The 15,922-nt window shown below is 39.9% G+C and carries 12 protein-coding genes; 2 read left to right on the forward strand and 10 right to left on the reverse strand.

Annotated features, from left to right (window positions below; all coding sequences use genetic code 11):
• Positions 1 to 47: 47 nt before the first annotated feature.
• Positions 48 to 1,559 carry an amino acid permease gene (locus tag JKG64_RS10565; protein WP_210354224.1) on the reverse strand — a complete coding sequence of 504 codons (1,512 nt, stop codon included), beginning with the start codon at positions 1,557 to 1,559 and terminating at the stop codon, positions 48 to 50.
• A gap of 219 nt (positions 1,560 to 1,778) precedes the next feature.
• Here JKG64_RS10565 and JKG64_RS10570 point away from each other — a divergent pair, with 219 nt between their 5' ends.
• Positions 1,779 to 3,629 carry a DEAD/DEAH box helicase gene (locus JKG64_RS10570; RefSeq protein ID WP_210354225.1) on the forward strand — a complete coding sequence of 617 codons (1,851 nt, stop codon included), beginning with the start codon at positions 1,779 to 1,781 and terminating at the stop codon, positions 3,627 to 3,629.
• Between the two features lie 51 nt (positions 3,630 to 3,680).
• On the opposite strand, the gene JKG64_RS10575 is transcribed toward JKG64_RS10570, so the two are convergent.
• The 4 genes from JKG64_RS10575 to JKG64_RS10590 form a co-directional block, all read right to left on the reverse strand.
• Positions 3,681 to 4,283 carry an HPP family protein gene (locus JKG64_RS10575; RefSeq protein ID WP_210354226.1) on the reverse strand — a complete coding sequence of 201 codons (603 nt, stop codon included), beginning with the start codon at positions 4,281 to 4,283 and terminating at the stop codon, positions 3,681 to 3,683.
• A gap of 76 nt (positions 4,284 to 4,359) precedes the next feature.
• Positions 4,360 to 5,142 (reverse strand): 23S rRNA (guanosine(2251)-2'-O)-methyltransferase RlmB, encoded by a 783-nt coding sequence (rlmB, locus tag JKG64_RS10580; protein WP_210354227.1) that lies wholly within the window; start codon positions 5,140 to 5,142, stop codon positions 4,360 to 4,362.
• 93 nt (positions 5,143 to 5,235) lie between these two features.
• Positions 5,236 to 7,011 carry a DNA polymerase III subunit gamma/tau gene (locus tag JKG64_RS10585; RefSeq protein WP_210354228.1) on the reverse strand — a complete coding sequence of 592 codons (1,776 nt, stop codon included), beginning with the start codon at positions 7,009 to 7,011 and terminating at the stop codon, positions 5,236 to 5,238.
• Positions 7,012 to 7,043: 32 nt separating this feature from the next.
• Complete coding sequence (locus JKG64_RS10590; RefSeq protein WP_210354229.1) at positions 7,044 to 7,601, reverse strand: hypothetical protein; 558 nt, start codon at positions 7,599 to 7,601, stop codon at positions 7,044 to 7,046.
• Between the two features lie 102 nt (positions 7,602 to 7,703).
• Between JKG64_RS10590 and JKG64_RS10595 the strand changes: the two genes are divergently transcribed.
• Entirely contained in the window at positions 7,704 to 8,897 is a 1,194-nt protein-coding gene (locus tag JKG64_RS10595) for a hypothetical protein (protein ID WP_210354230.1), read from the forward strand.
• A gap of 26 nt (positions 8,898 to 8,923) precedes the next feature.
• On the opposite strand, the gene JKG64_RS10600 is transcribed toward JKG64_RS10595, so the two are convergent.
• From JKG64_RS10600 to JKG64_RS10620, 5 genes are all read right to left on the reverse strand, one after another.
• Positions 8,924 to 9,565, reverse strand: a complete 642-nt coding sequence (locus JKG64_RS10600; protein WP_210354231.1) for a hypothetical protein — start codon at positions 9,563 to 9,565, stop codon at positions 8,924 to 8,926.
• Positions 9,566 to 9,775: 210 nt separating this feature from the next.
• The gene (locus tag JKG64_RS10605; RefSeq protein WP_210354232.1) at positions 9,776 to 10,843 is read right to left on the reverse strand and encodes an MAC/perforin domain-containing protein; all 1,068 of its coding nucleotides are present in this window, start codon (positions 10,841 to 10,843) and stop codon (positions 9,776 to 9,778) included.
• A gap of 154 nt (positions 10,844 to 10,997) precedes the next feature.
• Complete coding sequence (locus tag JKG64_RS10610; protein WP_210354233.1) at positions 10,998 to 11,687, reverse strand: hypothetical protein; 690 nt, start codon at positions 11,685 to 11,687, stop codon at positions 10,998 to 11,000.
• A gap of 87 nt (positions 11,688 to 11,774) precedes the next feature.
• A complete protein-coding gene (locus JKG64_RS10615; protein WP_210354234.1) occupies positions 11,775 to 12,926 on the reverse strand; it encodes a hypothetical protein in 1,152 nt (383 codons plus the stop codon).
• Between the two features lie 73 nt (positions 12,927 to 12,999).
• On the reverse strand, positions 13,000 to 15,840 hold the full coding sequence (locus JKG64_RS10620) for a TonB-dependent receptor (protein WP_210354235.1): 2,841 nt from the start codon (positions 15,838 to 15,840) through the stop codon (positions 13,000 to 13,002).
• Positions 15,841 to 15,922: the final 82 nt, after the last annotated feature.

Here is a 15,922-nt window from a genome sequence, read left to right on the forward strand (position 1 = left end):
AAAACATATATAAACAAAAAGGGAGCTTAAATAAGCTCCCTTTTTATTTATTCTTTTCCAGATTCTATTTCCTTTCGCAATAGAGAATGTTTCTTTCCGTACATAAAGTACACTGCCACACCAATCAGCATCCAGATTCCCAAACGCTCCCAACTCTCCAGAGGCAAAGATGCCATCATCAACACACAGACGATAATACCTAAAATAGGAATCAACGGAACAAGTGGCGTTTTGAAGGGCCGTTCGACATCCGGATTGCGTTTACGCATCACAATCACACCGATGCACACCAAGGTGAAAGCAAACAACGTACCGATACTGACCATATGTCCAAGCTCAGCCACTGGAACAAATCCTGCAAACAAGCTTACAAAAACCATAAAAATAAGGTTAGTCTTCCATGGAGTCTGTCTTTTGGATAGATCTGAAAACACTTTAGGCAAAAGGCCATCTTTACTCATAGAATAGAAAACTCGACTCTGTCCCAACAACATCACTAGAATAACGGAGGTGTATCCGGCGATAATGGTTACAATCATTGCTGTGTTCAGGAACGTATACCCCGTCTTTGCAAAGGCCGTAGCCACCGGCTTGGCATCCCCCTTAAAGTCAGAATAATGCGCCAATCCGGTCATGACATACGAAAACAGCACATACAATATCGTACAGATTACCAGCGACCCTATAATACCGATAGGCATCCCTTTTTTCGGGTTGATAGCCTCCTGAGCAGCTGTACTAACTGCATCAAAACCTACGAATGCAAAGAAAAGCACTCCTGCTGCCCGTAATACACCTGATATTCCAAAATGACCGAAATACCCTTCTTTAAAGAAATCAAATACGCCTATTTTCCCTTCTCGGAGCAGTTCCTCTCCTTCATTTACAGGAATAAATGGAGTGTGGTTTGCAGGATTGATAAATTGCCATCCTAAAGCAATAAAGAGAACAACTACCGCCACTTTTAGAACAACCAATATATTATTTACAAAAGAAGACTCCTGCGTACCACGAATCAGGAGCAACGATAAAAGGCAGACAATAATGATTGCAGGAAGATTAACTATACCACCTGAGAAAACGGTTCCGTCAGCGAGATGATGTTCCACCCAAGGCGAGTACAACAGCTCATTCGGCAGTGATGTTCCAAATATCTTAAGTAGTTCGTTAAAATACTGCGACCAGCTCGCTGCTACGGTCGCCCCCGCCAGCGCATATTCCAATACGAGATCCCAACCGATAATCCAGGCCATAAACTCACCCATGGTCGCATAAGAATACGTGTACGCACTACCTGCCACGGGTATCATGGAAGCAAATTCGGCATAACAGAGTCCTGCAAAGGCACAGCCCACGGCTGCAATAATAAAAGAAAGCATAACTGCCGGGCCGGCATTCTCTGCCGCGGCAATACCCGTCAATGAAAATAGTCCGGCCCCGATAATCGCACCTACCCCCAAAGCAATCAGGCCTGAACTAGATAAGGTGCGCTTTAAGGTCCCCTCTCCACTTTGCTCGGCCTCAGACACAAGCTTGGCTATAGATTTTTTATACCACATAATTTAGTTAGATTAGTTAACGTAATCCAAACCTAAAAAAAAAATTGCTATATCCAACTAAGGATTAGCGTTTTTCTTCAAATAGCTCCCCAATAACACTTTCTGACAATAAAAACTTCAGCCTATTCAAAATCAATCGCTTACACTATAGGAATTGTTAAATATTAGTTGTACCTTTGCAGCGCCTTAGGCAATAGTGCCTATTGTATAATTTATTTCATGAACCCATTTTTAGAACTGGGAATCCGTGAGGAAGTTGTTAATGCCATCTCAGAATTAGGTTTCGAAAAACCATCTGAAATTCAGGAAAAAGCCATTCCTGTTTTATTGACTGGCAACGACGATTTTGTCGGATTAGCCCAAACCGGCACAGGTAAGACAGCGGCATTTGGTCTACCATTATTAGAGCAATTAGACTTTTCTCAAAAACAGCCTCAAGCTTTAGTACTTTGCCCAACGCGTGAGCTCTGTTTACAAATCTCAAAGGATTTAGAAAAATTTGCGAAGTACATCGACAACGTACATGTTGTAGCTGTATATGGAGGTGCTAACATCTCGGATCAATTGCGTCAAATCAGACGTGGTGTGCAAATTGTAGTAGCGACTCCAGGTCGTATGTTGGATATCATCGGCAGAAATGCAATTGATTTTTCACAAGTAAAATATGTTGTATTGGATGAAGCTGATGAAATGTTGAACATGGGCTTCAAAGAAGACATTAACAACATTTTGTCGGAGACACCAGATGACAAAAAAACATGGTTATTCTCTGCAACTATGCCTACAGAAGTACGTCGTATAGCGAAAAACTACATGACAGATCCTGTAGAGATGACTGTAGGAACCAAAAACACAGGTAATGCAAACATTGACCACCAATACTATTTGATCAAAGCTAGAGATAAATACGCTGCTTTCAAACGTATTGTAGACTCTAACCCAGACATCTTCGGTATCGTCTTCTGTCGTACCAAGATTGAAACGCAAGAAATTGCAGAGGCTTTGATTAAGGATGGTTATAATGCCGATTCACTACACGGAGATTTGTCTCAACAACAGCGTGACAAAGTGATGAAGCGTTACCGCGACCGCAGCTTACAGTTGCTAATTGCTACTGACGTTGCTGCCCGTGGTATTGATGTTAATAACATTACACACGTTATCAACTTCTCTTTGCCTGACGAAATCGAAAACTATACGCACCGTTCAGGTCGTACAGCACGTGCAGGAAAGACAGGTATCTCTATTTCTTTAATTAACATTAAAGAGCAAAGCAAGATCCGTCAACTTGAAAAAGTAATCGGAAAAACTTTTGAGCGTAAACAAGTACCTCAGGGGCCTGAAGTTGTAGAAAAACAACTTTTAACAATCATCAACAAAGTACAGAATGTAGAAGTAAACGAGGATCAAATCAATCCTTTCTTACCTCAGATTATGGAAGGCTTTGAATCTTTATCAAAAGAAGAGATTGTAAAAAGATTTGCATCTTTAGAGTTCAATAGATTCTTAGAGTATTACAATAATGCTCCTGATTTGAACATTGATGCCCGTGGTGATGGTAGAGAGAGTAGAGACGGTAGAGATCGTGGCGAACGTGGATCACGTGCTGGATCAAAAGGATACACGCGTCTATTCATGAACCTTGGAGCAGTAGACGAATTTTCTCGTGGAGACATGTTAGGATTCATCTGCAACAACGCTAAAATATCTGGAAAATCAATTGGTAAGATTGATATGAAAGGCGTATTTACTTTCTTTGAAGTTCAGGATGAGGAAGTAAACAAAGTTTTCGAAGGTTTTAAAGCTGTTGATTTCAACGGACGTCAGGTACGTATCGAAGTTTCTGGAGATAGTGGCCGTTCCGATAGAGGTGGTCGTTCAAGAGGCGGAGAGCGCGGTGGCGAGCGTCGTAATGGCGGTGGCTACGGTGGTGGCGAAAGAAGAGACCGTGGTGGTGATCGTCGTAGTAGTGGCGGTTACGGTGGCGGAAGAGGTGATCGCGGTGGAAACAGCGGTGGCGGATTCCGTGACTTCTCTGGCAAACGTCGCGAATCGAAAAGTAAATACTAGTCGAAAAGCTTACATAAAAAAACATCCGTCAAAATTGGCGGATGTTTTTTTTTACTTATTAAATCTCTTTTTCAGGTAATCTCTCCTAGATCGTCGTAACCTAGAGCTCTTAACCGGGTAATGCCTATTTTTGGTAATATTATTGAACAATAGAGCAACCAGAAATAGGATCAATGCTCCTGTAAAAACAGGACTAAGCACATACCAATAACCTAAAGCCGCTATTTTTGTGCCACCAGACACCGCAATCAATGCCGTAGCTCCCCCTGGAGGATGCAGGGTACGCGTAATCTGCATAAAGACAATAGAAAAGGCAACTGCAAGTGGCGCCGTAAGCCAGATTATATCCGGTACAAAAGTAGCTACAGTAACACCAACTAATGCCGATACCACGTGCCCACCTATCAGATTCCGGGGTTGTGCCAAAGGGCTCTGTATTGCTCCGTAGACAAGTACGCTCGAGGCACCAAAGGAACCTATTAAAAATACATTTTCGAGAGACGGCAAATGCATAGACTGTATGAAAGCAATGATGCCAATACCAACAAATGCTCCTAAAAAAGACCAGAAATGCTCACGATGGTCAATCAGTGTCTCGCGATACATCACATAGCGGTACTTTCTAAATTCGCGCTCCAGTTTTCTCTTTAACATTTCCTTTTTTAATGGTTATAAAGTTACAAAGGTTATAACAGTTATAACCCCTACAACCCCTTAACTCTCTAACCTACTAACTACCCAACGCCCGCTGACGTATTGCTTCGTATATCACAACGCCTGCAGAGACAGAAACATTTAACGAACCTATCTCTCCATACATCGGTATTTTGGCCAACTTGTCCGAGATGCGAATTAAATCATCCGATACTCCGACATCCTCGGCCCCCATTATAATACAGGTAGGTCCACTATAATCCACATCATATACGGAATCTTGTGTTTTTTCTGTGCTCACGACCAGCTGTATTCCAGACTCAATAAGAAAACGGCCAGTTTTACCCAAGGAATCTTCCCTACACACCGGTATCTTGTACAATGCTCCTGCAGATGTTTTTATCGCATCCGGATTAATCTCGGCAGAACCTTTTTTCGGAACAATAATCGCGTGTACGCCGGCACATTCTGCGGTACGCGCTATCGCACCCATATTACGGACATCAGTAACACCATCTAACATTAACAGCAAAGGAGTTTCTCCCTTTTCATAAATGGATGGTAATAGATCTTCGATATGTTGATAGATGATAGGCGAGATAACTGCAATAACTCCTTGATGATTTTTTCTGGTAATCCTATTCAGTTTTTCAATAGGCACCTGTTGATAACTTAAACCATGCTCTTTTAGCAATGACTTGAGTTCCAAGAAGAGGCTCCCACTGATACCACGCTGTATAAAAAGCGACTCTATTTCTTTCCCACTGTCAATAGCTTCAATTACGGCACGAATACCAAAAACCATTTGATTACTTTCTCTTTTTTCGCCTCTATCATGACGTTGGAAATTATTTTGCATGTTTTAAATTATCTGAAGATGAGCTCGCAAAAGCTCGGTTAAAAACCAAAATTAAAAATTAAAAACCATTCAAATCGAATGGCAAGAATACTACTAACTAAGACCTAGATTAAAAGTCTTTCTCAACACTTCTAGAGCAGGGTTTTTGGAAGCCATTGCCTGATACTTCTCTTGCGAGGTATAGGCTTTACGGATGACGGCCTGTTCCAATTGAACGGTCTGCATATCTAAAGAAAAGTTCTGTAACGCTGGGCGAAGATAGTTGAGCATATCGATTTTACCTTCCCGTAGCTGATCGCTCTGAATGGCATTTTCAACATCAATTTCAATAATATTCCCTTGCAGTCTCGGTGGGTTGGCAGTCATGATCGTATATATGGTAATACGATTACTTGCTTTCATCTTCTCGGCTAATTCGTTCCACTTTCCGATGAAGGAATTAAAAGTCACCTCTCTAAATTCTGTTCCCTGTACCAGATCATTCTCCTGTTCCTCTTCTACCGCCTTTTCTTCAAATACCGTGTTCAAGTTAGGTACGTCGACAGCAGACTTAAAACTTCCCCATCCTTTCCCCGAAGAGAAGCTCTTTTTTTCCTCTACAACAGGCTTTGTAGGCGTAGCGGTCACTTTGGGAGGTTCAACCTTGGTGACTACAGGTTCAGAAGGTTCAGTCTTTGCCGCCGCAGCAGGAGGTGGAGTGGGTGTTGTTACGGAACTAGGTAGTTTTTTTTTTTGATCAACCTGAGTTGATACACCATTTATTCCAAGCTGTATTGCTGCAGCTATGTGGCACATCTTCAATAATGCCAATTCGACCTGAAGCCTTTGATTCTTACTGGTTTTATAGCTTATTTCACATTGATTTGCAATATTCAAGGCCGACAGCAGAAGACCTGAACTCAAGGATGAAGATTGCTCAAGGTATCGCTTCTTAACATTCTCACTAACCTCCAACAGTTTTAATGTTTTAGGTTCCTTTGTGATCAACAGATTTCTCAAATGCCCTGATAGACCTGCAATAAAATGCCCCCCATCGAAGCCTCTGTTCAGTACATTATCTAAAATTAATAAGGCCTCTGCAGCATCTTCTTTTTTTATCGCTTCGACCAGATTGAAGTAATAATCATAGTCAAGAATATTCAAGTTCTCAATAACGGCCTGATAGGTAAGATTCCGATTCGAAAAACTTACAATCTGATCAAACATAGACAGTGCATCGCGGAGACCACCATCAGCCTTCTGAGCGATGACATGCAAGCCATCTATCTCAAACGTTATGTCTTCTTTTTTCGCTATTGATGCTAAATGATTGGACATATCTTCTACCCGGATACGGTTAAAGTCAAATATCTGACAACGCGACAAAATCGTAGGTAGAATCTTATGTTTTTCTGTGGTCGCTAATATGAATATCGCATAGGAAGGCGGCTCCTCCAACGTCTTCAAAAAGGCGTTAAAAGCTGCTTGAGACAACATATGCACCTCATCAATAATGTAAATCTTATACTTGCCGGTCTGTGGGGGTATACGTACCTGATCGATCAGGCTACGGATATCGTCGACAGAGTTGTTCGATGCCGCATCCAATTCATGAATACTGAATGAAGCACCTCCCGCAAAAGATTTACAGCTTTCACATTCTCCACAAGCTTCGGTACTTGAGGAGATATTCTCACAATTTATTGTCTTAGCCAATATACGGGCACAGGTCGTCTTCCCCACTCCTCTAGGTCCACAGAACAAAAACGCTTGCGCAAGCTGATTACTATGAATCGCATTCTTTAGCGTATTTGTAATATGCAACTGTCCTACAACGGAGTCGAAGGTCGCTGGGCGATATTTACGGGCTGAAACAATGAAATTATCCATCCCTGCAAAGATATGGAATTAGAATCAAAAACCTATCTCCAAGGTTTGAAATTCGACACAATAGGTTTGGTTAGATCAAACTCCACCGAAAATAACCGATCCGATCCGATTCGTCGCAGATTGTAGGTAAATTTGTCCGCATCAATAGTCACCCACCATACATTATAGGCTGCGTAATCGATAAGTTGCTCTGTCTCTGCGTCGGCTGGAAACATCTGCATATTCGGGGTTCCCTCATTGGGGGCAGTACCTCCGTAAAAAGTCACCTTATCTGCTGTACCATCCGACTTTCCATGGTCGTGCTTTAGTTCCACCCGATTATTACTCCAACTAAAAATCCAGGTACGGGACTTGTCTTCACCTACATAAAACGGAACCTTTACCTCCCGCTCATCCCAGCTCATAACCTCCATCAGCAATCGCTCTCCGGTAAAACCATCCCCTTCCTTTCCACCTGCTACGATCGTACCCTCATAATACTTACCCAGATGTGGTTTAAAAGCCTCCATAAAAGCTTTGGAATTTGAAGTCTGGGCACGAGCCCAGCTAACGCTTATGCTAAACAGCATGAATAGAATAATCTTTCTCATAAAAAAACTGGACGATACACCGCCTATTGAACCTAAATAAGTCAAGATAAGAAAAATAACATTATTTTTTTATTAACTTTATATTAAGCGAATGTTAATAAAATGAGACTTTGTATCCGATATATCCTCTTAATCTGTATAGGTCTGACCTGTACAGCTCCGTTGTGGGGACAGCAATTGGATACCATCGACTTTTTTAAAAAACCGTTTGTTTTCGACAAATCTCATACTCCTCAGATTCAAATCCAGGGAAAAACCGACGAACAGTCTATTTTACACTTTTACAAGGACATCGAATCAAGGGAATATACACCGCTTATAGAACAATTAACAGCATTTAAAGCGGAAAATAACCTTAATGACTGGCTTTACTACCAGCTTATCCGACAGGTATCGGAAGCAATAAGCCCTAAAGCCGAGAACTACCATCGCTACACGCTCTATAAATGGTACCTGATGAACAAATCGGGGTACGATGCCCGCCTAGCGGTCGGCGATGACCAAGTGATATTCTACATCAAAAACAAAGAGGATATCTCGGATATTCCTTTTTTTATTATCGATGGACAGCAGTTTACCTGCCTTAACTACCATGATTATGGCAAGTTATTCAAACGCTCCGATGTCTATCGTCCTGTAGCAATTACCATCCCTGGCGCAGAAGGCGACTTCAGTTACAAAATAGCGCAAATGCCCGAATTCAAAGATGAGTCCTATGCGGTTAAGAATGTCAACTTTCAATATCAGGACAAAGTCTATGAATTTGACATCAAAGTCAATGACCACGTCGCCGGGATTTTTAAGAACTACCCTGGAGTAGATTTCGAGACTTATTTTAATATTCCACTCACTCAAGTGACCTATCAATCCTTGATTCCTGTACTCAAGGAGAATATTAAAGGAATGGACACAAAAGGAGGGGTTGACTACCTTATGCGTTTTACCAGATACGCTTTCTTATACGAGAATGATGATATCAACTTTGGTATAGAAAAACGTCTATCTCCTGAACAGACACTGATGAACAATTACAGCGACTGCGACGACAGAGCGGCCTTGTTCTTTTTCTTGGTCAAAGAAATCTATAACCTTCCCATGATTGCCATACTATACCCCACCCACATTACGATGGCCGTACAGTTTGAACAAAAAATTGGGGAGTCCATAGCCTACGAAGGACAATATTTTTCCATCTGCGAACCTACTCCTCAGGGACAAAGCTTAAATATTGGTGAATTAGCCGAGAAGTACAAACACGAAAAGTACGAGATTGTGTATCACTACAGACCAAAGTAAGATTTCTTTGCCAATGATTTCTACTCTCAATCTAGCTTTCCGAGATAAACAGAATCGGACATTTGCCCAGTATAACTATTTTCGAAGCCTATATACACATGCAGTCCCTTACCGCAACAATTAAGTAATCCTGATTGTAAGCGATACTCTCCTAAACGGGCGGGCACGATGGCAACTCTCATGTCGGCCAACACTTCTACATTCACTATTACCACATTCAGTTTGACCCACTCCTCTAGATTATTCACATCGGGCGGTGTCCATGTGATATGCAGATGATCATCCATCAGTTGCATTTCTGCGTTCTCTGGCGTAAATAAAGTCCCTCTAAACGGTTTGAACAATTCCGCTCTCACATAGGGTTCATTATTGGCATCGATAGCAATGCAATCTTTCCTCACGTGGGATTGCGCTAGATTAGCCGCATTTTGTGTGGGGTGATCTATCAACAAATTCTTATATCCATACTTCACGATCGGGAACAAATAAGTCAGAAAATCATTGGTGACCTTAGTTTTCTTTCGATTCAGTAATTCCGCCTGACTCGGTGGAGTCGTCCGTGGTTTACGGGCACCACGTACAATATTCTGTCCGTTCAACACATAGGCGAACACGCTACCAAATTTACCTCGAATCGGCCCATTTGGGCCATCATTTAGAATTGCCATAGCTTTAAATTTAGAGTTTACTGATTTAAAACAAGTTACCACTTTATTAACAACAAATTATGTGTTAAAATGTTTTTAACCTAGTCTTAACACAGCCTATACATAGCTATTGGCTATGCTAAGGCTATGTAAACTCTATGTTAAGGCTATTTAATTGATAGCTTAATTGATAATTAGATACTACCCAATATCCTATAAACTTCATTGCTTCTACCTTTTGACCTTTACTTGATTTGCTCTGATATATTCCGTGACAAAGGCCTCTACTTTTTGTTTTTTCTCCACATCCGCTATAAGCTCCGAAATAGGTAACAAGTTATCTAGACCACCGATGTAAACAAAACGCGAATTATCATCAGTAAGATCTTTCGCCCAATCAGATATATTTACTTTCGGGTTTACACCAGAGCTTCTATTTACAACTATTTTACTTGGATCTCCACCAATTGCTTCAAAAGCGATTATAGGTCGAACCACATCCTTAAACACCGTGGAATCGGATGGAGCAAAAGCACCAGAAAATAATCCAAAACATTCATTCAGACCAACATGAAAACTACTTTGTACAGCAGTGTGCTTATCCTTATTGCCGGTATACCCTGCTTGGTAGTCCAAACTAAGTTTAGCTCCTGTAAACAAAGAAAGTAAGACATGTGTTCCGTATTTTTTGACTAACTCCTCTGCCCCCAATATTTTAATGTCAGCTTGAAAACCTTTCGTCAGATACGACATCACTTTGCTTTTGGTATAAAAGATGGTGAGCTGTTTGTACTTTGCAAAGCTATCATACAAGCCGTAGACATATTCATTTGCAGTTGGATCAGTATCTCCAAAGGGTTGCGTAACATTTCCCTTAAAGTAACTGATATCGGATTTTTCACCTGTCAGCAATTTTAAAAAACCTTCAGAATCCGCCCCATAAACGGTACGAAAACTTCCTTCCCGAGGGAGACGTATGTCAATAGAACTGGGGTTTTCTTGTGCAAATGCTGGTGTATTGATTACAGCGTCTTTCACTGAACTTCTGTGGGAATACTTACCCATAACGTCATAACCATACCCCAGGAAATTAAACTCATTATACCCTTCCTTTTCCTTCACACTATTGCTCTTCGTAAGATTCTTAATCACGAATTTCAGTTCTGCTACTCCCTCTGATTTTGGATCTACAACTTCCGGATCCGGCGTTATAGGTTCATCTGATGCACTTTTTTTACAGGCAGTGAAACTACCAATCATTATCACCGTTAGGGGATAGATAAATTTAACCTTTAGCATATTCTCATATTTATAGTTAATCAAATAAGGGAGTTTATTATTAACTGATAATTAGCTCAACATTAATCTATTGTAAACGATAAAAAATAAAGAATCATTATCACTTCCTTCTATATAAATTTCTTCCGAATTGCCAGCTATTGAGTTAATCTTTTCAATTCATTTGTTGAATCATGTTATAATACCACATGACATTCTCGTTCACTATCCCCCTCTGACTATTTTTAACAGACCGAAGCAATCCATCAAGATTATAATCAAAACGACTCCCCCCGATTTCACGAATACGTCCATCTATATCATAACTTACACGCTGCTCACCAAACTGCCGAATCTTATTATCTAAATTATATACTATATCTTCATCTCCAAATCTCCGAACACGATCATCAATATCATAATCTATTTCAATGGTTCCAATTCGGCGTATTTTATTATCCCGATTATAGTTTATATCAACATTTCCAAACCTTCTTACTTGTTCATCCAAATTATAGTCGATGTATATATCATCTATCTTCCTCACTTTTCCTTCAAAATTATAGTCGACACTAATTTCTCCAAAATGAACTAACAGTCCATCAAAATTGTAAGAGATATCCTTGTCTCCAACTTTTGACAAACGACCATCTATGTTATACTTAAAGTCAAGGTCGGACTCGTCCTTAACCATAACATATAGTAAATCACCTCTACTAGTCAGCATAAAAATCGTTGATCCTTTTGGTATAGGCACAAGTAGTTCCTTGCTGTATTTAGATATAGATAATGCCTGTGCGTAACCACGACCTGTATGTAGACTAACAAGTAGTAAGAGTAAAACTAGTTTAAAAAAATATCTCATGGTATTGTTTTTATGGCGGTCAAATATATAAACAAAAAGGGGCGACTCCATGAATCGCCCCTTTTGTTTATTTTTAATACGGGAATCTTAGAAAGAAAATTTCGTCCAAGAGAATGCACCTGTGTTAGCACCTGTTTGCGTATCATTCTTAGTTATTGTAGCACCTTCAGCTTTTACTTTTGCTGCGTCATACATACTCGCAGGATTAAATGTATAAGTGATTTTAGATGCAGGATTACCCTTACCAGAACCATCAGTAAAGTCAATAATATCAGCGAATCTTGAAGTAGCCCCTATTTCTATTTTCAAGTTAGAAATATTAGCTGTTGCTCCTCTTCTGATTTTAACCACATCCACCATTTCACCAGCTTTTGCAGGCGCTGTAGCTTTGTGTACAATCGTCATATCTTTGATAATAAAGTTAGATTGAGCGATATCATTAGGATTTTTGCCATCCATGTTACCATCGGCTTCAATTCCTCTTGGATCATCTTCATTCGTAGAAAACTTAGGAGTCCAGATACCATAAGCATTCGTTACAGTACCTGTATAACCTTGTGTAAAATCGAACATATCGTCTTCCGAATCTACTACTAATAGGTTCGTTACATTAACAGATCCACCGAAGAACTCGATACCATCATCAGCACCATCTTTAATGTAGATATTACTAATTCTTGTACCATTACCAACTCCATTCAATGTCAAACCATTATGCTCTTTATCATCGGATATATTAGATCCAGAATATTCGATAATTACATAATCCAACTCACCAGAATTATCTTTAACATCATTTCCACCATACATGATTGCTGTATTGATTTCAGTAGGGAATGTACTTTCAGTTGCTTCTGTCGCACGAGAAAGTGGAGCTTTACCGTTTATGATAACACCACCCCAACCACCAGAGCTTTTTGTGGTGGAAGTAAAAGTAATGGGAGCTGAAGCTGTACCTTTCGCAATGATTTTAGCACCTTTTTCGATTAATAAATAGGCTGTCTTTTCTGAAGCCGTAATTGTAGTACCTGCAGGAATCGTCAACGTAGCGCCTGCTCGTACAATCGTAGCTCCTTTTAGGGCAATAGAATTACCTTTTAAAACAGCATCGCTAGTGATGCTACCATTCAATTCTGTTAACTCATTTCCTTGACCTGGCTTACTCGGATCGTTGTCTTTACTACATGATGCGAACACTAAAGCTGAAACTGTCAAAACTGCAAATAATTTCCTTTTCATTTGTTTATTATTTATCTTATACAATACTAAATATTTAAAAAAAACTAACGGTTAAACTAATGTTATCAAAACATTAAAACCTGTATGAGACTCCTAAACTCAAGTCCATACCTCTTTTATAGGACTCTAGAACGATATTTTCCTTTGTATCAGTTTCGCGTTCTAACCTAAACTCAGGATTCAACAAATTGCGTACTTTTAAATCGACACCCCATTTTTTGTTAATACTTGCTGAAGAGATAAAGTCTAGCGTAGGTATTCCCTTCTCAATTACATCACTAAATCCACGTGTACCTAACGAGTAGATTCGGTCACTAAAATAGTTTAGAACAGCCGTTGATGTCCAGTTCCAATTTTTACCGTGATACAAATACGAAACATCCGCATTCACCAATAATGGAGAGGCTCCCTGTAATGCACTTGTTCCATGCACCTTTGTAAATAAAGGATCTACATTCTCTAATTTTTGAGAAGTATATAAATAGGACAAATTAGCCCCTGCCGACAAGACGTTTTCGCCATTAGCTGTGTTTCTTGTCAATAGGTTCTTTTTCAACTCTACCTCAGCCCCCGCAACAGTCGCTGAAGCACCAACATTATAATAGGTCATTACGTTCGTTCCTGTTTCTGAACGTGCAATTGGGTTTTTAAGATTTTTATAAAAGACACCAAAGGATAATAACTCTCCTTTCGTCGGAAACATCTCCCACTTAAGATCAACGTTAGTATTCTCTACAGGAACTAAATCCTTGTTACCCTGCGTACTGTAGTTGGAAAATGTATTCAGGAAGTAAGCCAACTCCGCAAACTGTGGTAACGTATAACTCATACTTGCAGAAGCACGTAGGTTGCTATTTTCGGTCAGCGCATATTTAGCATTTAAACTTGGTAAGACATAATTCTTTTTGATAGTGGAAGGACCATCTAACTCCGTACTCCCCATATTTGTTTGATAAATTATATCCTGATATACATTGTCATATCTTAGGCCCAATACCGTAGTTAACCGGTCTGTAAACTGATAGGTACCCGCCATCACCATGCTATGCACTTTTTTGTCTACGGAATACCAGTTAGGTTCCAAACCACCACGCAAAGTAGTCTGTTCAAAATATCCGGACTGTAACTTTGAAGGGTTAAACATAGCGTCGATATTGTTAATATAGTCGCTCGTGATGATACGGTCTCCTTTTATTCTATGCCCAATAATGGTTGCATTAAAATCACGCTTTACAATCTCCCCTTGATAACCAAATTCTATCTTACGGTCCAACCCACTGTTTCCATTAACCTTATAAGTTGCGATTGCTTTACTAGTAAGTCCCTTTTCTTTGATATCTGAATAATAACGTTCGTTAGAATTGGCTTCACCATGTAGCTGATAAATACCGTCTTCGTCAAGGATAATTTTATTGGTACGTCTGTCTGGTTCTTGTGCTACAACCATATTATAACCTACTCCTAAATCTAGCTTCCAAGCATCAGTGAGCTGCAACTTAGACAACAACTGGTTAACAAAAAGCTGATTATTAACAACATGCTGACGTCTAAACAAAACTTTATCATTAGGTTCACGGCTTGCGTCCAATCCAAAATTTTGTTCCAACTCCTGCGATTGGTCATTGATATATAGCGAGTTGAAAGAGACGGAATGATTTCCAATACTATACTTTAGATTAGCCATTCCCGTCTTCGCGATATTGTATTGGGTTTTCGTCATTTCTTGATCCCGAATAATGAGTCCTGAGGTTGTAGTCTGACGAATTGCTCCATTTAAATACTTGTAATCAGAATTCATATTACCGGTAAGAAAAACATTCAGGTTACCATTCCCGACTTTAAACTTACGACCTCCCGCTAAAGAAAAACTAGAATTGATAGGTTTCTCCATCTCTTTAGTATTCCATTTATTATTAAAATCATAGCTATTCAGATCCGCAATTGGCACTTTCTTTTCGCGTAAAGATCCGAACCAGTTTGTCCCATCGATACGTTGCAAGTTTTTAGCATCTATCGCTTGACTATTTACCCCTACAGACGCGCCTATTTCAATAAACCCGTCTTCATTCAGGTCTTTGGAAAGTATATCAATATTGGCACCTGCGACATCTCCCCCAATCAAAGGATTGAATGTTTTATTCACCGCTATACTTTGAATAATTGATGTACCAAAGAAATCCAAGGAGATATTTTTGTTCAAAGGATCCTCTGATGGCAAAGCCAATCCATTGAATGTAGTACTGTTATAACGATCTCCCAATCCACGTACGAATACATTCGCTCCCGAAGCAGATTTGGTCACACCACTCATCTTGGTCAATGCACCTTCTGCATCAGACACCCCTTTACGGGACAGCTCCTGTGCGCCGATTTTTTCTACAAATAGATTCGAGTTTTTTCGTTCTTCTAATAACGCAAATTCACTAGCCTGTACACGTCTGCGTGTCACAACGACTTCATCCAGTGTAGAAGACTCACTGACCAAAACAACACTTACGGTCTCCCAATTTTTAGCTTCTAAAACTACTGGAGTAACCTCCTTATTATACCCCAGATAACTACTTACTATTTTATAATCACCCTTTTTGGCTACAGGGATAATAAACTCTCCATTCGCATTCGTCGATGTCACTTTGCTATTATCAGACAAGGACACACTTACTCCTGCTATAGGCTTCATCGTCTCTACGTCGATGATCCGACCCCGGATGCCTAATACCGAAGCTGAAACCCCATCAGCGATTGAAGCACTTGTCTTCTGCTGTGCATTCAACGTATTAACAGTATCCTTTTTAGTGGACTCCTTTACTAAGGCATTTCCTTTCGGATCTGTCTTTTGTGCAAATACAACTGAGCCTGCTACTACACCTAATACTAGCAAACCTGCCTTTTTAATGTTTAAATTTAGTTTCAACTTGAATTAATTTTAATTTAACACAAAAGTATAAGGGGTATATTAACTCAATATTACCGACAAATTACTTTTAACTCAACCT

This window comes from Sphingobacterium tabacisoli (assembly GCF_017908035.1).
Taxonomy (GTDB): Bacteria; Bacteroidota; Bacteroidia; order Sphingobacteriales; family Sphingobacteriaceae; genus Sphingobacterium; species Sphingobacterium tabacisoli.

Excerpts from the sequence above, each read along its gene's own strand:
- JKG64_RS10600 (WP_210354231.1), bottom strand. The coding sequence starts at position 9,565 with ATGGCAATTCTAAATGATGGCCCAAATGGGCCGATTCGAGGTAAATTT.
- JKG64_RS10615 (WP_210354234.1), bottom strand. The coding sequence starts at position 12,926 with ATGAAAAGGAAATTATTTGCAGTTTTGACAGTTTCAGCTTTAGTGTTC.
- JKG64_RS10590 (WP_210354229.1), bottom strand. The coding sequence starts at position 7,601 with ATGAGAAAGATTATTCTATTCATGCTGTTTAGCATAAGCGTTAGCTGG.
- JKG64_RS10605 (WP_210354232.1), bottom strand. The coding sequence starts at position 10,843 with ATGCTAAAGGTTAAATTTATCTATCCCCTAACGGTGATAATGATTGGT.
- JKG64_RS10585 (WP_210354228.1), bottom strand. The coding sequence starts at position 7,011 with ATGGATAATTTCATTGTTTCAGCCCGTAAATATCGCCCAGCGACCTTC.
- JKG64_RS10575 (WP_210354226.1), bottom strand. The coding sequence starts at position 4,283 with ATGTTAAAGAGAAAACTGGAGCGCGAATTTAGAAAGTACCGCTATGTG.
- rlmB (WP_210354227.1), bottom strand. The coding sequence starts at position 5,142 with ATGCAAAATAATTTCCAACGTCATGATAGAGGCGAAAAAAGAGAAAGT.
- JKG64_RS10610 (WP_210354233.1), bottom strand. The coding sequence starts at position 11,687 with ATGAGATATTTTTTTAAACTAGTTTTACTCTTACTACTTGTTAGTCTA.
- JKG64_RS10595 (WP_210354230.1), top strand. The coding sequence starts at position 7,704 with ATGAGACTTTGTATCCGATATATCCTCTTAATCTGTATAGGTCTGACC.
- JKG64_RS10565 (WP_210354224.1), bottom strand. The coding sequence starts at position 1,559 with ATGTGGTATAAAAAATCTATAGCCAAGCTTGTGTCTGAGGCCGAGCAA.
- JKG64_RS10570 (WP_210354225.1), top strand. The coding sequence starts at position 1,779 with ATGAACCCATTTTTAGAACTGGGAATCCGTGAGGAAGTTGTTAATGCC.